At 38.3% G+C, this 21,537-nt stretch carries 19 protein-coding genes; 5 read left to right on the plus strand and 14 right to left on the minus strand.

All coding sequences use genetic code 11. The features are described from left to right. Positions 1-14 precede the first annotated feature (14 nt). From O1450_RS10805 to O1450_RS10825, 5 genes are all read right to left on the minus strand, one after another. Positions 15-1,652, minus strand: coding sequence for a hypothetical protein (locus tag O1450_RS10805; protein ID WP_269228411.1), 1,638 nt, complete (start codon positions 1,650-1,652; stop codon positions 15-17). Next, positions 1,643-2,974 carry an SWIM zinc finger family protein gene (locus O1450_RS10810; protein WP_269228412.1) on the minus strand — a complete coding sequence of 444 codons (1,332 nt, stop codon included), beginning with the start codon at positions 2,972-2,974 and terminating at the stop codon, positions 1,643-1,645. Before O1450_RS10810 ends, O1450_RS10805 begins: the two co-directional genes overlap by 10 nt. A 184-nt stretch (positions 2,975-3,158) precedes the next feature. After that, positions 3,159-3,812, minus strand: coding sequence for an adenylate kinase (adk, locus tag O1450_RS10815; protein ID WP_269228413.1), 654 nt, complete (start codon positions 3,810-3,812; stop codon positions 3,159-3,161). An 83-nt stretch (positions 3,813-3,895) separates the two neighbouring features. Beyond that, a complete protein-coding gene (locus O1450_RS10820) occupies positions 3,896-5,209 on the minus strand; it encodes a hypothetical protein (protein WP_269228414.1) in 1,314 nt (437 codons plus the stop codon). 63 nt (positions 5,210-5,272) lie between these two features. Then, positions 5,273-5,794 (minus strand): hypothetical protein, encoded by a 522-nt coding sequence (locus tag O1450_RS10825; RefSeq protein WP_269228415.1) that lies wholly within the window; start codon positions 5,792-5,794, stop codon positions 5,273-5,275. Positions 5,795-6,035: 241 nt separating this feature from the next. On the opposite strand from O1450_RS10825, the gene mrdA reads away from it, so the two are divergent. Further along, positions 6,036-8,036 carry a penicillin-binding protein 2 gene (gene mrdA, locus O1450_RS10830; protein WP_269228416.1) on the plus strand — a complete coding sequence of 667 codons (2,001 nt, stop codon included), beginning with the start codon at positions 6,036-6,038 and terminating at the stop codon, positions 8,034-8,036. Further along, positions 8,036-8,584 carry a 16S rRNA (guanine(966)-N(2))-methyltransferase RsmD gene (rsmD, locus tag O1450_RS10835; RefSeq protein WP_269228417.1) on the plus strand — a complete coding sequence of 183 codons (549 nt, stop codon included), beginning with the start codon at positions 8,036-8,038 and terminating at the stop codon, positions 8,582-8,584. Before mrdA ends, rsmD begins: the two co-directional genes overlap by 1 nt. On the opposite strand, the gene O1450_RS10840 is transcribed toward rsmD, so the two are convergent. After that, on the minus strand, positions 8,581-8,985 hold the full coding sequence (locus O1450_RS10840) for a hypothetical protein (protein WP_269228418.1): 405 nt from the start codon (positions 8,983-8,985) through the stop codon (positions 8,581-8,583). The genes rsmD and O1450_RS10840 overlap by 4 nt on opposite strands. Before the next feature lie 79 nt (positions 8,986-9,064). Then, entirely contained in the window at positions 9,065-9,670 is a 606-nt protein-coding gene (locus tag O1450_RS10845; protein ID WP_331276171.1) for a GNAT family N-acetyltransferase, read from the minus strand. Positions 9,671-9,815: 145 nt separating this feature from the next. On the opposite strand from O1450_RS10845, the gene O1450_RS10850 reads away from it, so the two are divergent. Further along, positions 9,816-10,166: a hypothetical protein gene (locus tag O1450_RS10850; RefSeq protein WP_269228420.1), complete on the plus strand. Its 351-nt coding sequence runs from the start codon at positions 9,816-9,818 to the stop codon at positions 10,164-10,166. 38 nt (positions 10,167-10,204) lie between these two features. Beyond that, the gene (locus O1450_RS10855) at positions 10,205-10,843 is read left to right on the plus strand and encodes a DUF2238 domain-containing protein (RefSeq protein ID WP_269228421.1); all 639 of its coding nucleotides are present in this window, start codon (positions 10,205-10,207) and stop codon (positions 10,841-10,843) included. A gap of 72 nt (positions 10,844-10,915) precedes the next feature. Here O1450_RS10855 and sohB read toward each other — a convergent pair whose 3' ends face one another. The 7 genes from sohB to O1450_RS10890 all read right to left on the minus strand — a co-directional run bounded on the left by sohB (position 10,916) and on the right by O1450_RS10890 (position 20,271). Next, a complete protein-coding gene (gene sohB / locus O1450_RS10860; RefSeq protein WP_269228422.1) occupies positions 10,916-11,878 on the minus strand; it encodes a protease SohB in 963 nt (320 codons plus the stop codon). A gap of 146 nt (positions 11,879-12,024) precedes the next feature. After that, on the minus strand, positions 12,025-12,939 hold the full coding sequence (gene pstB, locus O1450_RS10865) for a phosphate ABC transporter ATP-binding protein PstB (RefSeq protein WP_269228423.1): 915 nt from the start codon (positions 12,937-12,939) through the stop codon (positions 12,025-12,027). Between the two features lie 14 nt (positions 12,940-12,953). Continuing rightward, the gene (pstA, locus tag O1450_RS10870) at positions 12,954-14,336 is read right to left on the minus strand and encodes a phosphate ABC transporter permease PstA (RefSeq protein WP_269228424.1); all 1,383 of its coding nucleotides are present in this window, start codon (positions 14,334-14,336) and stop codon (positions 12,954-12,956) included. Beyond that, positions 14,333-15,712, minus strand: coding sequence for a phosphate ABC transporter permease subunit PstC (gene pstC, locus O1450_RS10875; protein WP_269228425.1), 1,380 nt, complete (start codon positions 15,710-15,712; stop codon positions 14,333-14,335). The genes pstA and pstC overlap by 4 nt, the downstream gene beginning before the upstream one ends. Before the next feature lie 99 nt (positions 15,713-15,811). Next, a complete protein-coding gene (locus tag O1450_RS10880; protein WP_269228426.1) occupies positions 15,812-16,843 on the minus strand; it encodes a substrate-binding domain-containing protein in 1,032 nt (343 codons plus the stop codon). 521 nt (positions 16,844-17,364) lie between these two features. Further along, the gene (locus tag O1450_RS10885; protein ID WP_269228427.1) at positions 17,365-18,897 is read right to left on the minus strand and encodes a pyridoxal phosphate-dependent decarboxylase family protein; all 1,533 of its coding nucleotides are present in this window, start codon (positions 18,895-18,897) and stop codon (positions 17,365-17,367) included. A gap of 3 nt (positions 18,898-18,900) precedes the next feature. Continuing rightward, complete coding sequence (locus O1450_RS10890; protein ID WP_004652118.1) at positions 18,901-20,271, minus strand: diaminobutyrate--2-oxoglutarate transaminase; 1,371 nt, start codon at positions 20,269-20,271, stop codon at positions 18,901-18,903. Between the two features lie 465 nt (positions 20,272-20,736). Here O1450_RS10890 and O1450_RS10895 point away from each other — a divergent pair, with 465 nt between their 5' ends. After that, on the plus strand, positions 20,737-21,438 hold the full coding sequence (locus tag O1450_RS10895) for an SIMPL domain-containing protein (protein ID WP_269228428.1): 702 nt from the start codon (positions 20,737-20,739) through the stop codon (positions 21,436-21,438). The last annotated feature ends 99 nt before the right edge of the window (positions 21,439-21,537 follow it).

Consider the following 21,537-nt stretch of genomic DNA (forward strand, 5'->3'; position numbering starts at 1 on the left):
TGATTTCTTGATCATTAAGCAATAAGTTTTTGTTTGTACTGATTCAATTGAATGAGTTGTTTCCATTCAGAAATAGAAAAAAGAGCTTGTAAACTACTGATGTCGATTGGATAAGCTTGCAAAATCAGCCATTGGGCCTGCTCTTTTAATAATGCAAATTTCTTCTGATCCTGCTGCAAATCTAAGTTCGCATATGCATGTTGTAATAACACGACCGCCATTTCTGTGATGTTATGATATTGATACAAAGACTTGGCACGTTGCCAAACAAACCAAAAATGTTCTACATCTTGATTTTGGTAATGGGACTCGAGTTGCTTTAACAACAATCCAATTGCTGGTTCTTGGTCTAGTAAAGTAAAGAATAACTCACGTTCAAACATGTTCCCACTTGATGCCGTTACAGCTTCACACCATTTGACTTGATGTTGGTAAAACCATAGAGCTAAATCATGTCGTTGCTCTCGATAACAACACACAATAAACGCATTCCAAAGCGAATCTTTTTGCTGTGAATGCAATGAAAGTAAATGATCCCAAGTACCAAATAATTCTAACCAATACGCAAGCGGCAATTGAATTAAAATTCTTTTGAGATAAAGTACGCCCTGCGGACTTGCACAAAATGCCTGATAAGCTTGCTCAACTTGAGCACTTTGGTAAGCCGTTTTTAAACTTTTACGGCTTTCGACCAAATTAGCTTCTCGATCAAAAAAGCCATAATCATTCAATGCATCATCTTGATCTAAGTTAATGTTGAATTTAACTTTTTTAGCTTGAGCATCGTAGCTCAAACATACACGCAGTAACGCCATAACTTCATGATAAAGCGCGTTATCTTGATAATATAAATAGAAAGCTAATGCAGCATTACTACTTACTGTCGCTGCATTCTGTGGTTCTAATGTTTTTACATGCTGGTATAAAGCTTCAAATTGAGTCACTGGGATATTATATGTCACAAGACTTTCAGCATGACTTTGCAAATGATTTCTCTGAATCGATTGTGACCAAAACTCTGCTATATGTTGATGAATAAAGTTCGGCAATTGACCGCATAATTGGCTCATCAACAAAGACCATTCGCTACTTTTTGATTTCTGTAATTGACGGATCAATGGTGCTGCGTCTTGTTGTTTCACATATTTCCACACCCTTTTTGCATCATCCAAACGCGTTGTCACATCGCCCTGAAATGCAAATTCAGGTAAGACTGATGCCAATAACACTGGGTTTCGACACAGTGGTAAAACTTTTAACACCAAATAACGAGGAATCACTTGCTGCTGTAGTTGAGCAAGTTTGAAAATTTGAATAACCCAATCTTGATATAAAAATGGCGACTCTTGTGCAACAACCCATTTCAAAATTTGCACAAGTTGATTATCCAATTGCTTTTCATTTTCTATCTGATCAATCTCAGCAATATTCTTTTGTAAGGTTTCAGGTACACCTTGCGCTTGATAACCTGCTTGTTGCATCAACACCCAATATTGATTCAAGACTAATAAATCTTGAGCTGAATCAATCTGCTGAGGCACATAGATTTGCAATTCACTCGGTACTTTTACAGTCTGTTTAAACTGCTGCCCTAGCGTCAGTTTGAGTAATAACTGCTGATTAAACTCACTGTATGATATGCTCAAAGACATTCAAAGTGCCCTCCTTGCCAAATACTCACCAGTTTAAGTTGCAATCCATTCCATTCAACGCCTGCACTAAATGGCTCAGTCCCCACTAAAAACCATAACTCAACAAATTGTTTAATCTCAATTTCACACATTTTTTGATCCTGATCGACCAAATAAATTACTTTGTCATGTTTAACTAAACGCAATTGCTCTAGCCAGAAAAAGCGTACTAACTGCAAAGGATATTGTTTTAAGCCATTCGCATATTGAGTAAATGCTTGATCAAAATTTTTAAAGCCTTTTGGCGCAACCGGCATTAGATTCAAATCATTGAATGACATTAAATTATCTTCTAAACGAAGACGTTGTTGGCTTACCACTGGATAAAGTTTGGCATTTAAAGCCAGTTGTTTTTGGAAAGGCAACGTTAAGCCAAAGTTTGAATAAGGCGGAATTTCAAAATCTAATAGCAAATAGTCACGTAAATTTTGACTATCCCACAGCCATTGACGACGATAACGTCCACGGGTATTCACCAACTCCTGTGTGACTTGTCCCAATACATACACATTTAAAGACTGTACTGCAATTTGACCCCACACATCAGTTGGTAAATTCACACCAAAGAGCTGTTTAACTTCTTCATACAGTTCTGGCTGAAGTTTCTGACGGTTTTGCCATAAATGAACGGCTGTTTGTAATTTAGCTAACCAAAATGAACTCTGCATTTGCCAATTGCTTTGATACAGCGCACTCGAAAACTCATCTAAATAGCTGACTAAGCCTGCAATTTGAGCATCGACCAAACGACTTTGAATATCGCGGAACTTTTCATGTTGTTGCTGACGTAATCTCCCAAGTCCCATCGTGACAACATCATTCAACCATGTTTGTAATGCCTCAATGCCTGCATCCATTTTTTTCTCACGTGCCAATTGGCGTTTCGAACGTGCTTCTTCATCAATCGGTTTATCAATCTTGTTTTCTTTTTTCTCAAGTGTTTTGGTTTTTTTATCTCGCCATTTTTGTACTCGATCAGGTATGCTTTCTTCATCTGATTGCACAGTAAATTTATCTTGATACTCGGTATAGACAAACAATAGTGCTAAAGCATGTTTACAAGGTCGTTTAAAACTTGGACAACTACATTCGCATTTAAGTTCAGGTAAAAAAACTGCGCTTTGATAAATCGCACTGCCCTGAATTTCTCCCCAAATCCATTGATCAGTCGAACCCGAGATATTGTTCCATGCTTCGAATTTTGCGAGTTTCTTGGCTGATTTTGCCGAACTTGCATCTGGAATAATTTGCTCGACTTGATCAGATTGAATCGTCAGCAACATAGTTAACCCTTTAAAATAATTCTAAGTTTCAGTATTTTTAAATTGTACGCTTGAATGAAATATAACGTTTTTTGTTTAGTTTTTATATCATTTAATCTGACATAGCGACATTTTATGTCGTAGATAATTATAGGTATAAAAAAACTGTCTTATGGCTACATAAGACAGTTCTATCAAAACTAAATTATTTATCTAAAATAGCAAATAATTCTTTTTGAACTTCTTCGATTGCACGTAAGCCATTCAATTTATCATAAGATGGTGCATTTTCACCTGAAGCAGCACGACCTTGATAAAAACCTACTAGCTGTTCAGTTTCACTATGGTATGAACCTAAACGCTTGCGAATCGTTTCTTCTTGATCATCTGGACGTTGTACCAAGTCTTCGCCAGTTTCATCATCCTTACCTTCTACTTTAGGTGGATTATAAACAAGATGATAAACACGACCAGAAGCTGGGTGCTGACGACGACCTGAAAGACGTTGAACAATCTCTTCATCTGGAACATCAATTTCGATCACATGATCAATTGAAATACCCGCCGTTTCCAAAGCTTCGGCTTGTGGAATCGTACGAGGGAAACCGTCAAAAATACAACCGTTCACGCAATCTGGTTGAGCGATACGCTCTTGAACCAAACCAATAATGAGTTCGTCTGATACTAAACCACCAGACTCCATAACACTTTTCGCTTTAAGACCTAGTTCAGTTCCTTCACGAATTGCAGCACGGAGCATATCACCGGTTGAAATTTGTGGGATATTGTAGCGCTTACAGATCAACTGAGCTTGAGTACCTTTACCTGCCCCAGGTGGTCCGAGTAAAATAATGCGCATAAAAGAACATCCTCATTTAAAAACAATAAATCTTAAATTGAGCAATATGATACAGATTTATTGCTCAACCAACATCAAATTAATTATAAGAAAGCAACAAATAAGTGGATTAAACCTGCAAAAAAACCAGTCACACCACCCAATACAATTAGGATCCACTCATCTTCTTGGAACGCAGGTCGCAATAGATTCTGAAACTCTTTCGGTGTCAGTTCACGGATGCGGTCTCTAAACATTTGAAAGATCTTCTGCGCACGACTTGCATTCAGAGCTGGATCACATACTGGACCCATAGTAATTTCAATTGAGCGATCAATCAAGTCGGTCTTGAGTCTAGCATATTCTCTTGGACCTAATGAAAGCTGCAATGATGTTCTAACCAATGGGGTTTCCATGATTTCATTGATATGGCGCTTGACAATACGACGAGTTTTGTCTTTTTTACTGCCATACATCATTTCAGTCATGATGGATTTCAGAGTAATTAAGTCTTCCGTAACCACGCTCGCAAAAACATCCGAAACTTCCTCTTGGCGTTTCATGAATGCACCTTGAACGTTATATGTACCAAGCTTTAGCACAGGAACAATCCAAGGAAACTTACGATCTTTGGTCAAACGAAAAATCTGCGGATAACGAATATAATGCGGTTCAATCGGATTAAATACCATCCAAATTGCGATCCAGTTGGTCAAAAAGCCCCAGATCGCAGCCCAAAAAGGAACTGTCCAATGCCACGGTACAACGAACCAAACGATCATTTGGAAAACACCAAAGAACATTCCAATTAAAGCACTGATATGCCAAATAAAATTAATTTCTTTTTGGCCGACTTTTTGGAACATGCGCACCATCAAACGGCGATCATTTTCCATTTGGCTCACCACCATTTCCCGCATGTCAACAAGTGACTCCACGTTCATGGTCAGCTCAGTCACAAGTTCCTTTAAAGTATTTGGAAGCTGTTTATGCGCTTGCGCATAAATACGACGCTTAATCGAATAAGGTAAGTTTTCCCACAGCACCGCATTTCGATCAATCATGACTTCATCAATCAAGTGCTCAAGTTCAAAACCAACTTGCTCACCAATGATCATTGCCATATCTTCTGGATCCATTGCCTCTAAAAACTCACGCAATGAACCCAACTTAGATAATGTATTATCAGTAATGATGCCTGAAATACGCCCTGCTTTACGCGGCACAATCCCCTGCCAACCTACAGGTAAAGGTCCTAGATGGAATCCCCAAAAGTTAATTGGGTAAAATACCATTTTTAAAGCCATCCATACGTGAGCCCATGTTACTAGGGCTGTCACTGGAATAATACTTAGGACCGCCAGATGGTCAGGTCGATTTAAAAAAATCTGCCACAATTCATTGACGTAATCAAACATGCATGACTCTCAGAATTATTGATACATTAAGACTTATAAAAGAATGAACAATCAGTCACGCCCCTATAAGCCAAAACTTAACGTGTAAGAAATCTGAAAAACAGGCTCTGCTTTTTTTACAGTCTTCCCATTTCCATCTTCTATCTTGTCACGCACTCCCGCTCCCACACTAAATGTACTGATTCGATCACTATTCAACCAAACAAATGCTAAATCAGTACCAACACCTAAATTCCCTTTTTGTTTACCGCCATAGTTTTTACTATCTAAATGACCAGCATACAGACCAAGGTAATAACCATTTTTATCTGTACCTGTTAAATAATATGGATAACGAAAGCCAATTTGCGCACCAGGTTCATTATCATCATTTAAAAAAGCGCCTACTTTTGCATAAGCAATGCCGTATGGGTTTACCCATTCAAGATTCGCATGTAGTAATTTTTTAGTAAAACCAGCACCAATATTCCAAGTTGCTACGTCTTTTGCCCCTTTTAATTTTGCTTCAGGCATATATGGATTTTCTTCAGCATGGACAACGCCGTTGAATGCTAAAACCGCTAGTAAAAGGTAAGATTTTTTCATTATTTTCTCCATTTTCCCTAAGAATGTATCTTGGACAATCCTATTTCAAACAGTTTGAGACTTTAACAGAATTATTTTGCATCTAATATACAAGTCCCTACAATTTTAATGTCTGCAAAGTCAAAAACTATCGCGTCATCATTCAGATGATGTATTGAAAATACTACAGTATGATCATGCAACTTACGTTAAAATAACGCGCCTTTTATATTTTCTCCCTTGTAATTTAAGTCGACACCCTATGAAACAGCACTTTCCTTTAAAAAACATGCAGCAAGAAAAGCGCATTTACAAGGGTCGAATCTTCTTTGCTATATTTGTCGTCGCTACTTTTCTACTTTTATTAATTTGCCGTTATGCATATTTACAGATTATTCATTACGACGACTTTACAACAGCCTCTGATAAAAACCGGATTCGTTTACAGCCTCTTCCACCCGCACGTGGCTATATTTATGATCGTAATGGCGTACTCTTAGCGGATAATTATCCTGTTTTTACAGCAACACTAAGTCGTACAGATGTCACAGATATTGATGGAACCATTGCACGTTTAATTCCAATACTGAGCTTAACCCAAGAAGATGTCGATCGTTTTAAAAGTCGCGTAAAAACTGCACGTAAAACGGAAAGAATTGCCATCAAGTTAAATCTGACTGAGGCAGATATTGCGAAATTCAGCGAAGTTAAATACGACTTCCCGGGTGTAAAAATTGAAACACAAATGACACGTTACTATCCTCATGGCGAATTATTTGCCCATGTGATTGGTTATGTGGGGCGAATTAATGACAAAGAACTAAAATCTATTGATAAAGATTTATATGCAGGTACCAACCTGATTGGAAAAATTGGTGCAGAAAAAAGCTATGAAGAGTTATTACATGGAACACCAGGCTATGAATCAGTTGAAGCCGATGCACATGGTAATGTACTACGTCATTTAGGTCGTCAAAACCCAACGCGCGGAAATGATCTTTATTTATCGATAGATTATGGCCTTCAAACCATTGCAGCTCAACAGTTGGCAGATCGTCGTGGTGCAATTGTAGCAATGGATCCTCGAACAGGAGAAATTTTAGCACTGGTTTCTAGCCCGAGTTTTAATCCAAATTTATTTGTTACAGGCATCAGTTCAAAAGATTATAGTGGGCTACGTGACAACTTAGACCAACCACTTTATAACCGTGCCGTACAAGGCGTTTATCCACCGGGTTCGACGATTAAACCGATGTTCGGACTTGGTGGAATTCATTACGGACTTGTCGATTGGGGCACAGCAATTTCTGATCCTGGTTATTTTAATTTACCAGGAGATAGCCACCGCTTCCGTGATCATAAAAAGACAGGTCATGGTGCTGTAAATTTACATAAAGCTGAAGTTGTATCCTGCGATACCTATTTCTATATCCTATCTTATCGTATGGGTATCGAAAAAATGAATGACTGGATGCGGCAATTTGGCTTTGGCGCAAAAACAGGTGTAGATTTACCAAGTGAAAGCACAGGTCTATATCCAAGTCCAGACTGGAAAATGCGTACACGTAAATCGAAATGGTTAAAAGGCGAAACTATTTCTGTGAGTATTGGACAAGGTGCATTTACTGCTACCCCATTACAACTTGCGATGGCTGTAGCAATTACTGCCAACAAAGGATCTCATGTTACGCCTCACGTTTTACGTGATAATAAGGGCGCAAAAAAATATTCTGTGCACAATGCTCCTGACGGTAAAATTCAATTTAATGGTACAGAACAAGATTGGCTCAACATGCATGCTGCTATGATTGATGTCATTCAATCAGGAACAGGTCGTGGGATTAAAGGCGGTTTACAGTACTCAATTGCAGGTAAAACAGGTACAGCGCAAGTCAAAAGTATCGCTCAAGGCAAACGCTATAATGAAGCCGCTCTTTCCTCTCGACAATGGGACCACGGTTTATTTGTTGGCTTTGCACCAGCGGATAATCCTCAAATCGCAATTGCTGTCGTTTGGGAAAATGGTAAACATGGCGGATCGGCGGCTCAACTTGCACGTCCAGTCTTTGATTACTGGCTAGTCACTCGTAAAAATAATCCTATTCGTCCAGCCAACCATCAAGTGAGTGGCGGTTTAATGACGGCTGGTATTAAACCTGGTGAACTACCAAATAGTTCTGATTCACCTGCATCGACACCAGCAGCGTCAAGTTCCGTTACAACAACTGCTGCTTCTCATTCCAATGATGGAGTCACTGAATAATGAAGAATCAATTACGTATTATCGGTGGTGAATGGAAACGCAGAACACTTCCATTTGCTAGCATTGATGGTTTACGCCCAACCCCAGATCGCGTAAGAGAAACATTATTTAATTGGCTCATGTGGGATATACAAAATTCACAAGTTTTAGATTTATGTAGTGGTTCTGGCGCATTGGCTTTTGAAGCTTTATCACGCGGTGCTGCAAAAGTTGTGATGATCGAACCCAACCCGATTCAAGCTCGCTTTTTAAAAGAAAACATTCAGTTGCTAAAAGCAGACAATTGTCAGCTCCTGACACTCACTGCACAACAAGCATTAAAGAAATTAAACACTCATTTTGATGTTGTTTTTTTAGATCCCCCATACGACCTAGCATTATGGGAAGAACTTGCTGAATTAGCTGATCCAATTATTACGGAAAATGCCTTTATTTATGTAGAAGCAGATCGAGAATTATCTCAATTAAAACTTCCATCTAGTTGGCAAAAAATTAAAGAAACCAAAGCAGGAATTGTCAGAGCGGGTTTGTACCAGAAAAAATCTTAAAAAATGCGCAACCAAAATAATCGAATTAATTGCCCCCGATCAAATGGAAAACTGGAAAGATATTCGTAACCAATCCGATTATTCTTATTCAATTGATACACCATACCGTATCCAAGTGAAATCGAAAAATCATCTAAAGAGAGATTGCTTGTATCTCCCGTTAACATCTTTTGATTAAATTGATTGGTTTGGTAAGCGGTATAGTTATAAACACGCCAACGATCATCTTGGAAAAACAGATTATGCAAGATTGAATAATCTGTTTTAATTTGGGGATAAGCAGCATCAAACATACTTTCCATTGCATCATGATCTTCTGCAAAAAAATCATAATCTTTGGCACTTGCCAAACAAGAGCAACAGATTAGCAAGACATATAAAATAATGTTTAAAACTCGCATAAGAATTTGGATTGATGATGCTCATGCATAGCATAACGTGAAATCGTAGTTGTTATAAATATTCATATTCTAGATCGTGTTAGAAATACCATTCCATCCGTCTACCATTTGGCATTCTTTGAGTGTTTTCATCCTTAAAAGCTGTTTCCTCTACAACCTTAAAACCGATTCGCTCATATAAGCTTTGCCCTTTTGGATTTGCTTTAGAAACATCTAAAGACAACCCAGAATATCCTTGTTCAATGGCATGCATTTTAAGATGTTGTAATAATTCAGTGCCGATTCCTTTACTACGATAATTTGGATGCACACCAAAATTTGCCACATGTAAGCTCGTCTCACTGGGTTTTGTTACCACTGAACTAGAATTTAGTGCTCGTATAAACACACGAGGAAACCGAAATTTATACATCTTTAAAATATTTTTAATGGTTCCATTATCCATACGAGACAAATCTTTTGTTGCATAGCATGCCACGACAGCAATCACTTTCCCCTGATGCTCAACAACCCAATGCAAGTTATAGCTGGTATACCCATATTCAGACAAAAACTCTTTGTGAATAAAATGCTCCGCCGTAATTTGTTCATGCCGATAAATGTAATCAAATAGAGGCACGCCCGCACTATAGATCAATGGAACACAATCATATACGTCTTTTTTCTCTGCTTTTCTTATGTACATCATGATTCTCAGATTATTTATTTTTTTAAAACAAAAATAAATTATTAAAAATTACTTAATTTTTTTGTGTTGGACATTAAGAATTAATTTATTAAATTAATTTAATATACAATAATACAATAACTCAAATTTTACCTTATTTATCATGAAGCTTTTTTTCTCGTTTGTGCTCGCAATCTGTTTAACTGGATGTGTTTTTGGCAAATCCAGTGAAGTCAAACGTGCTGAGAAAATCTTACAAGCTTTCCAATGCAAAAACATTGAAGCAAATCAGCTTGCCCCCTCTTCAATGTCCAATTTTTATCAACAAACGCTTGCAGCAAACAAGGAAAAAGCTTCAACTTATATTGAACAATATAAAAATGGAGAAGACCTTTTTGACATCCCACTAGATGAGGTTGTACAACAAAAATATCAATTATATAAACAAGCTTGTCAGGCACTTGGTGGTATATCTACAGTAGAAGAACCAATTGACATAAACGCGACCAAGTAAGGTAAATCTCATTTGTCTTAATTCATTTTGGATATGGCATGATCGAAAAACAACTGAATTTAAAACACTACCTCGCTTTAGCTAGCATTGTACTGAGTGTCATAATCGCAAGTATTCAACCTTTAGAGTTTGAATCCTATTTATTGCATCAAGCAGGTACTGTTCTGATGCTGATTGCCCTGTTAGTTACACTGAAAAAGATTGGCATCAATTTTTATAGTTTCTGTCTCTATCTCGCCTTCCTTTTTATTCATATTATTGGTGCACATTACCTATATTCTTATGTTCCTTATAACGATTGGATCAATACACTTTTTCACTTCGACCTAAATCAAAGTATGGGCTGGTCACGTAATATGTATGATCGCTTTGTACATTTTGCTTATGGCTTGTTGCTGTACCCATTTTTTTATCGATGTTTTCAAGTATGGTTACCCAAGGTAAAACCATTCTCTCTATTTTTATTAGTGATTCAATTTGTCATGGCAAGTAGCTTATTTTATGAATTGATTGAATGGTGGATTGCGATGGGTTTATCTCCTGAAGATGCTGAGAATTACAATGGACAACAAGGCGATCAATGGGATGCTCACAAAGATATGTTTCTTGCTACGCTTGGTGCGATTATTATGGGGATGATTCAACTCTACAAAAATAAAACGCTTATCGATAAATAAGCATGTTACTTAACTAAAGAAAAAACCAGCCTAAATAGACTGGTTTATCAAAATACGCAACATAAAATCTAATTAAAATTTTGGATCACGCATTTGCACAAGTGAACTATTTGCCTTCACTAAACTATCAGCAAGTTTTCCGATTACTGTTGGGATTAAACTCTCAGCCATTTGCGCAGCTTGTAAACCTAATTTTTCACCAAAAGTTGGACGTTTACGCGTATTAATCACATACACATCATGTTTTGGTAATAGACTTAACAAATATTCATCAGAGGTCTGTAATTTATCGACCAAGTTCAATTCACGTGCATCTTCACCATACCAATGTTCACCTGTTGCAACTTTAGCAACATCTAATTGTGGACGATATTTCTCAACAAAGTGTTTAAATAAAGCATGGGTTTGTTGCAACTCTTCTTCAAACTTAGCCTTACCTTCTGGTGTATTCTCACCAAACATCGTCACGGTACGCTTGTATTCGCCCGCTGTATACAGCTCAAAATCAACATTGTGTTGCTTCAATAAACGATTGAAGTTTGGAACTTGAGCAACCACTCCTATTGAACCTACAACAGCAAAAGGAGCAGAAATAATTTCATTGGCAATACATGCCATCATATAACCGCCACTTGCAGCGACTTTATCTACACAAATCGTGACGTTAAAACCGGCATCACGTAAACGAACCAATTGGGCAGCAGCTAGACCATAACCATGAACCATGCCACCTGGACTTTCTAAGCGTACAACCACACGATCGTGCCCTGCTTTTGCAGTTGCCAAGATTAGGGTAATTTCTTCACGAATGGTATCGACAGCAGATGCTTGTACATCGCCTTTAAAGTCGAGCACATAAATTTTTTGATCATTCTTTTTACGAACTTTTGCTTCTTTAGCGAGTTGTTGAACGAGTTGTAGTAATTCCAAACGAGATGCTGTTGTTTGTGCAATTCTTTTTCTTTGTTCATTCACACGCGCATTTAAATGACTAATACGAATTTCAGCAGGAAATTTAGGTAAATGGAATAACATAAAGTAAGTGCTCTATAAGTTCGGCTTTATTCGACTAAGATGTGGTCTGTTGAATAAAAATTCAATAGTGATTTTGCAAAATAGATTCATTTTCATCTATCTCATAAAAAAAGAGCCCGAAGGCTCTTTTTTTTATTCAGCAAGAATCAACCAAAACGACCCGTAATATAAGCTTCAGTCAATTGATGATCTGGTTGTGTAAATACTTTTTCAGTTGAATTGACTTCGATCAAATCACCCAAGTGGAAGTATGCAGTACGATCAGATACACGTGCAGCTTGTTGCATCGAGTGAGTTACGATTGCAATGGTATATTGTTCAGAAAGTTCTGAAATCAACTCTTCAATTTTTGCTGTTGCAATCGGATCAAGCGCTGAACAAGGCTCATCCATTAAGATCACTTCTGGACTAACAGCAATAGTACGTGCAATACATAAACGTTGTTGCTGACCACCTGATAAACCAGTACCTGGTTGGCTTAGACGATCTTTGACTTCATCCCATAAACCCGCTTTACGTAAGCTGTTTTCAACAATTTCTTCCAAGTCATATTTATCACGTGCCAAACCATGTAGTTTAGGTCCATAAGCAACGTTATCAAAAATTGATTTTGGAAATGGGTTTGGCTTTTGGAATACCATACCAACTTGAGCACGCAGCAACACTACATCAAGATTTGGATCGTAAATATCTTGGTTATCAAGTGTTACTTTACCAGTCACGCGACAGCTATCAATCGTGTCATTCATACGGTTTAAAGTACGCAAGAAAGTCGACTTACCACAACCAGATGGCCCAATAAACGCAATCACTTCATTTTGATAAATATCAATATCAATACCTTTAATTGCCTCTGTTTGACCATAATAAACATGGACATCCTTGGTACTGATTTTCACATCACTGACTTTTGGTTTTTTATTCGATGATGCTGTTTCAAACTGAGAGACAAACACAGTATTAGATTGCTGAACTTGCTCTTCAGATGAGGTAAATTCTGTTTGCTGTGGATTCACTGACTTATCCTTTTCTACGGCGTTCATAATGTCAATCGTATTCATTATACTCTCCTCAATTACCAACGCACTTCAAATTTCTTACGAAGCCAAATTGCAAGGCTGTTTAAACCAATCATTAATGCAAGTAACACAATAATCGCAGCAGCTGTACGTCCTTCAAAGAAGTTACGTAATTCGTTGCCTTGCCATAAATAAACTTGTACAGGTAATGCAGTTGCTTGATCTAAAGGTGTTGCTGGAACACTTGCAACAAAAGCACTCATACCAATTAAAAGTAATGGCGCTGTTTCACCTAAAGCATGTGCTACACCAATAATCGAACCTGTCATGATACCCGGTAATGCCAATGGTAATACGTGATGGAACACCGTCTGTACTTTTGATGCACCTAAGCCTAAAGCTGCTTGGCGAATCGAAGGTGGCACAGCTTTTAAAGATGCACGTGTTGTAATAATCACAGTTGGTAAAGTCATCAGGCTTAGAACCAAACCACCCACTAACGGTGCAGAAAGTGGTAAATGCATCCAACCAATGAAAATCGCAGCACCCAATAAACCAAATACAATCGAAGGTACAGCAGCCAAATTATTGATATTGACCTCAATAATGTCCGTCATGATATTTTTTGGTGCAAATTCTTCAAGATAAATCGCACTCGCAACACCAATTGGGATCGAGATGATAATCACAATAAGCATCATGAATAAAGAACCCATAAATGCACCAGCTAAACCACTTGTTGCAGGTGAACTACGAGAGTCTGGGCTCACAAATAAATTGGTATTGAATGTATTTTCAATAATCCCTTTTGCTTTTAATTGGTCAGCAATTTGACGAACTTCCAAATCAAGCTGCTGTTGGTCATCTGGTAAAGAACGATCAATATTACCTGCTAACCATACATCGACATTGGCATCAGCTAAGAATTTAATCTCATCCTTAGTACCGATCAATGATGGATTTTCAAGCACCATATCACGTAAACGATAGGCTTCAGAACTCGTATATATACTGTTCAAGTAATCACGTTGGGATTCTAAAGCGGGATCTTTTGCAACCATACCGTTAACAATAAGTGCATCCCAATCCACCATTCCCATCTCAGTTTGCCAAGCAACAAGTCGCTCCTCAAAATGAGCAGGTGTTTCTCCTGCAATTGGTTTTGGTTTTGCCCCAACATTAATAATTGTAGGATCAAAATAAACCGGAACAGTCATGCTACTTTGCCAAAATGACGGCAACCCTTTCGCTAAAATGCTGCCAAACAATAAGGCAACAAAAGCGAGACCAATCATGACAGCTGAGAAACCAGCGATACGGAATGCTTTTTCTTTACGATGGCGTTTAGCTAAAGAGTTTTGGATTCTTTTTTTACGCTGTTCAGCAGCCACTTGCGGATCCAATACATTCTGATCCAGAGGAGATGTATTTAAACTCATTCGTATTGCTCACGATATTTACGCACGATATATAGTGCAATAATGTTTAAACCCAAAGTGATCACAAACAAGGTTAGACCAAGTGCAAATGCGACTAATGCTTGTGGACTCGCAAAGTCAGTATCACCTGTTAATTGCTTAACAATAGTTACTGTGACGGTTGAAACAGCTTCGAATGGATTCGCATGCAGTAATGGGCTATTCCCTGCTGCAAGTACCACAATCATGGTCTCACCAACCGCACGAGAAACAGCAAGCAAAAATGCACCAGTGATACCAGGTAATGCTGCCGGTAAAACAACCTGACGAATCGTTTCTGATTTGGTTGCACCTAAGCCCAGAGAACCATCACGTAGCGCACGAGGAACTTGAGTAATAATATCGTCTGATAATGATGAGACGAATGGAATGATCATAATCCCCATCACAAAACCAGCGGTTAGAGCACTTGTTGCATTGATATCAATACCAACTGTCTCACCGATCATTTTGAAAAATGGACCAATCACCATAAGTGCAAATACACCATAAACAATGGTTGGAATACCTGCTAACACTTCAATCGTTGGCTTTGCCCACGAACGTAAGTTAGGTGATGCATATTCAGCAAGATAAATCGCAATCATTAAACCAACAGGTACTGCAACAGATAATGCAATACCACTCACCATTAAAGTACCCCAAATTAATGGCAAGATACCGTAGCTACCTTCTGCATTTCCTGAAGTGCTAAAACCTGGATTCCACTCTGTACCAAAGAAAAAATCCGCTGGGCTAACAAACTTAAAGAAGTGTAAAGCTTCAGTCAGCATTGAAAGTACAATACCGATGGTAGTGAGAATGGCAACACCAGAACACAGAATTAAACCAACATTAATGGCTTTCTCAACTTGGTTACGCGCGCGAAATTGCTGACTGACATGACGTTTTGCCCAAACTAAACCGCCCAATCCCGCACTAATTACGATTGCTAACTTTGCAAAAGAACCAATTGTTTCAAATTTCGCTAGCTGTTGAGCTGCTGCCACTTCATATGCAGCTGCTTGATCTGTAACCCCAAAACCAGAAGCAATCGCTTGAACACGATCAATTAAAACATCGCGTCCTGCTTCATCCAGAGTAGCACTGACAGATGCAGGAATATTATTAAAGATAATATGTTGTAGGATACTTGGTTCGACCAAATTCCAAATGATCAAAATTAAAAAAGCAGGAATACCGCACCACAAAGCCACCAACGCACCATAATAACCTGGACGTGAATGTAGTGTTGCTGAGTTATTTCCCTTACCTGCTAGGTTACGGCTTTTACTCAGCCCGATTTGATATGCAATTGCCACAAGGGCCAATAACACACCGATAAGTAGCAGATTCATGTAATCTCCACTGTTTTCTCAATTTTCATCATTTGAAAAAACTTAGTTAGACAAAAAGGCTGATGAACCCAAGTCTCATCAGCCTCCCTTTTAACAATATTACTTAACTGTTTTACCCGCTTTGAAATCAGCTAGAACTTTTGCACGTTCTTTATCGCTCATAGTGATCAAACCAGCTTTTTCTAATTTAGAACCTTTACCTGAAGCTTTCTTATTCAGGAAGTATTCTACGTATTGTGGTAAACCTTTAATTGATTTTAAGTGCTCACCCTTTACATAGAAGTAAAGTGCGCGAGATACTGGATATTGACCGCTTAAAACTGTTTTCTCTGAAGGTAAAACACCATTTACAGTCGCAACACGTAACTTATCACGGTTTTGATCATAGAAACCTAAACCAAATACACCCACTGCATTTGGAGAAGTTTTTAAACGAGCAAGTGTTTCAGTGTAGTCACCTGCAATTTCAATCACACGACCGTCTTTACGGAAGTTTGCACATGCTTTTTTCTGTTCTTCTTTATCTAAATTTTTGAAATAAGCAAATGATTCACAACCCGCTTCAACCATTTTTTCTTGGAACACTTCACGCGTACCATGGTTTGTTGCTGGAATAACTAAAGTAATCGGTTCATTTGGTAAGTCATCATCAATTTGGTTCCATCGTGTATATGGGTTTGGAACCAATTTACCACCTGAAGGAAGCTGTGCAGCCAATGCTGTAAATACATGCACTGGGTCTAAGTTATAAGCACCCTTTCTTGAGTTAGACGCAAAAACAATACCGTCATAACCAATTTTGATTTCTTGAACTTGATTTACGCCTGCTTTTTTACATGCAGCAAGCTCTGAATCTTTAATTTTGCGTGAAGCATTTGCGATATCGATCGTGTTATCACCAACACCTTGACAGAATTGCTTCAAACCACCTGAAGTACCACCTGAACCAACAACCGGTGCTTTAAATTGCGGGAAAGTATTACCAAACTCTTCAGCAACAATACTTGCATAAGGCAATACAGTTGAAGAACCAGCAATTTGAATTGTATCACGAGCTGCATTTGCAGTTGTTGCTACGGCTACTCCAGATACAGCTAATGCAAGTGCAATATGACGTGGGTTTAAGCGCATTCTGTTTTCTCTCATTTGTACAATTTGATTTACAACTCTTTTTAATTTAAGTGTTGTACTTTAGTTAATTGCATTTTGAGCAGATAATATGACAATTAAGTGACAAATTTATGACGCTTTTATGATGATCATTTTTATTTGAAAATTTTCAGTCATAAAGAAAAGAATTTTTTGATAAAAATAGCGAAAGAAAATTATCTTAATGATTGTAATTTATAATTTTTCACTTACAACAAGACATATAAGAAATCAAACTAGAAATACAAATTTGACGACCTTAGTAATGAAAACTATATGACAGATTCTTTGTAATATTAGTTTTAATCCTTCAATTCGGCTCTAAATTAACTAAAATTAGGTTTCCAATAGCCATTACACATCTATCTTAAGCTATTCCGAAAATTACTTGAGATTAAATTAAAGCTATACTCAGATGAGCTAAACCTTTCCAAGCTCAATCTCCAAGACTAAAAAAATAAAAAAGGCACATGAATGTGCCTTTCTCTTAGAAAGCAAATTGATTAGTCAATCGCTGGAACATAAGTTCCTGCAACAATTGCATCTTTAATACGATCAGCTTCTGCAAGCACCAATGCAAGCAAGTTCTGAACGTTTTCAAGTGTTGCAACTGGGCTTAAAGTGGTCATCTTCAATGATTGAACATTACCCACTTTGGTTACACCAATATTCGCTTCACCACGAGCAAACAATTCATCTGCCACGTTTTGATTTAAGCTATCGATAAATTCAGCAGGATAAGCTTCTGGTACTACACGGAACAGGACTGAAGCGAATTGTGGTTCAACCAACAATTCAAGACCAGCAGTTGCTTTAATATAATCAGCAACTTCACGTGTAAGTTTCACACCATGATCAATCATTGAACCATAAAGCTCTTCGCCTAATGCTTCAACCGTCATCCACAATTTCAATGCATCAAAACGACGAGTCGTTTGCAATGATTTAGACACGAGGTTAGGTACACCATGTTCTTCATCATAAGCAGAGTTAAGATATTCTGCTTCATAATGCATAAAGCGATAGTTTGCTTCGTCTTTCAATAAGAAAGCGCCACAGCTAATGCTTTGGAAATAATGTTTATGGAAATCTAGCGTGATTGAATCTGATAATTCAATACCATCCAACATTGCACGATGGTCATTTGAAAGAATCAGTGCACCGCCCCAAGCTGCATCAATATGCATCCATGCACCATATTTCGTGGTAATTTCACGGATTTTCTTGAGTGGATCAATTGCTCCAGCATCAGTCGTACCTGCTGTTGCAACAACACACGCGACGATTTTGCCTTCAGACTGAAGATGCGCCATGGTTTTTTCCAGTGCATCAACATCCATCTGTGCATTTTCATTCACAGGAACAGTGACAACAGACTGGAAGCCCATACCCATCATCGCCATGTTCTTTTGCACAGAGAAATGTGCATTTTCAGAACAGATGACTTTGACGTTCTTCATTGCTTCTGCTGGGATACCATCACGCTGAACAGACCATGGCTTACCATTTTCGTCTTTCCAGTTTTTCGATATACACCAGTCACGTGCCAGCAATACACCCATCAAGTTTGACTGTGTACCACCAGAGGTGAACACACCAGCTTGACCTGCACCATAACCGACTTTTTGACGAAGCCAATCAATGAGTTGAACTTCCATCAAAGAACCCGCTGGGCTTTGATCCCATGAGTCCATCGACTGGTTGGTTGCATTGATCAACACTTCCGCAATCTGGCTCATCACCATGGTTGGGCAGTGTAAGTGTGCAAGTGAATGCGGGTGATGTACTTTTAAGCTTTTGTTGAGGAAAAGCTCAACCATACGTTGTAATGATTGCTGTACACCTAAACCTTGTTTTGAAGGAGCAAAAGAGATTGCTTCGCGCAAATCTTTAATGCTACCGCCAGTGTACATTTTATCATTTTGCAACCATGCTGAAACGGCAGTTACCGCCTCGCCCATTGCTGACTGATAGTCAGCAATAGATTGAGCATCATTGCAGAGTAACGCTTTACGATGTTCTGCAAAATCAACCATGAATTAGCCTCGTACTGCTTTTAATGCTTCAGCAACAGCTTTCTTGAAGCGAGCAACCGCCTCTACGCACTCTTCTTGATTGATAATCAACGGGCAAAGTAAACGAATTACAGTACCGTTACGGCCGCCTTTTTCAAGCAATAATTTATTGTTGAAACAAGCTGTCTGGATTGCAGCAGCCAATTGAGCATCCGCAGGTAATGAACCCATATGATCCGCAGGTTTACGCTCGTCAACGATCTCAACACCGATCATCAAACCACGACCACGTACGTTACCAATACATGGGAATTCTTGAGCAAGTTTCTTGAACTCTGCTTGTAAGAAATCACCACGCTCTTGCGCATTTTGAGCAAGGTTTTGTTCTTTGATCACTTGAAGTGATGCTAAACCTGTACCCATCGCAAGTTGGTTACCACGGAAAGTACCCGTGTGACCCGCAGGCTGCCAAGCATCAAACTTACGTTTAATACCCAATACTGCAAGTGGTAAACTACCACCGACCGCTTTAGACATCACCACAACATCAGGCTCGATTCCAGCATGTTCAAAGGCAAACATTTTACCTGAACGTGCAAAACCAGCTTGAACTTCGTCCAAGATTAAAACGATGTTGTGCTTTTCAGTCACTTCACGGATTTTTTGCAACCATTTTACCGGTGCAGTAACAACACCACCTTCACCTTGAATCGCTTCAAGGATCACAGCTGCAGGCTTGGTTACACCACTTTCAACATCTTCAATGAAGTTTTCAAAGAAATACGTTAAAGCGTCAACACCTGCTTCCCCACCTAAACCAAGTGGGCAACGATATTCATGTGGGTATGGCATAAATTGCACGCCTGGCATTAAGCCATTGACCGCATTCTTTGCAGACAAGTTACCTGTCATTGCAAGCGCGCCGTGCGTCATACCATGGTAGCCACCAGAGAAACTAATCACTGTGCTACGACCCGTATAAGTTTTCGCTAATTTAATCGCTGCTTCTGTACCATCTGCACCAGATGGACCACAGAATTGTAGGCAATATTCTTCTTGACCGCCTGGCAAATAAGCCAAAAGCGCTTCAGTAAACGCATCTTTTAAAGGAGTCGTTAAGTCTAAAGTATGCAATGGCAAACCGCTTGCCAATGTGTCTTGAATACTTTGAATCACCGCAGGATGATTATGGCCCAAAGCCAATGTCCCTGCCCCAGCTAAACAATCAAGGTACTCTGTACCTTCAACATCAGTAACCCAACAGCCTTGTGCTTTTGCTATCGCTAACGGTAATTTACGTGGATAACTACGAACATTCGATTCCATCTGACTTTGGCGAGTCAGATAATATTCGTTAGTTGCATTAGCGGCAGGATTTACGGAAGTAACGCTCATATCGAATTACCATCTCTGATATGGGTAAAAGAAATAAGTCTGGTGACTTGCGGTCGTTTGACTCGGTGCTTTTTAGAATCTAGTGAGACACAAATTTTATATCTTTCAACTAGGAGCGAGATGATACCTAATTTTGAAATAAAATAAACTCTTTTTATGCCTGACATTCATCTAATATTATTGAAAAAATGCTTCATTCCAATAACTATGATGAATTATCATCATACTATGTGACAAGCGAAAGAAAGTAAGCTTTTTTTAACAGCCTTAATTTTTTTAGATAAATGGTCAAATATATATAGCTAATTATTTAATTTTAAATATTTTTTAATTAATTTTTCTGTTGCAAAACACTGTTAATATATTACAAAGACACCACAAAAAATGCAAAAGTTCCCCATCAGTTGTTTCTAATATCAGACTTGTAAAAATAAATGTTTAATACCAAATTTTAAGGAATATTTTATGCGTACTTTAGCACTTGCGACTATGATGATCGGCGTAGCACTCAGCCCGTCCCTTTTTGCTCAAGAAACAGAAAGCTTAAATTATAATATTGTGAATATCCAAGCAGATGCAGCACGCCAAGTTGCGAATGACGAAATGCGTGCTGTGCTTTATATTGAAAGAAGCAATAAGCAACCCGCAGAGCTTTCGAATCAAATCAATCAGTTGATGAATCAAGCGCAAGTAATTTCTCGTAAATATCCACAAGTAAAAGTCGAAACAGGTGCTCAAAGTACCTACCCTATTTATGACAATGATAATAATAAGTTAAAAGAATGGCGCGCGCGCGCAGAAATCCAAATTGAAAGTAAAGACTTTAAAGCAGCAAGCCAGTTGATTAGTGAACTACAACAAAGCTTTCAGACCCAATCGATTAGTTTTAGCGTATCTGACGAACAACGTAAAAAAGTTGAAAATGAACTGATGATTGAAGCTTCTAAAAACTTTCAGCAACGCGCACAAGCGATTACTCAGGCTTGGAATAAAACGCAATATAATCTTGTCAGTTTAAATTTGAATACAAGTAATTATTTTCCTCAACCAATTATGCGTGGTGGCATGGCAAAATTTGCGATGGCTGAAGCAGCTCCAGCACAAGACATGGCTGCTGGTGAATCGAAAATTACTGTCAGTGCTAATGGCTCAATCCAATTTAAATAATTAAATATTCACATAAGGGCGTATCAGATACGCCCTATTTCTATAATATAATCCATTCAATATATAAGTAAGAGCTAAAAAGCAAACATGTTTTTTATT

Source organism: Acinetobacter sp. TR11, assembly GCF_027105035.1.
In the GTDB taxonomy this organism is placed as follows: Bacteria; Pseudomonadota; Gammaproteobacteria; order Pseudomonadales; family Moraxellaceae; genus Acinetobacter.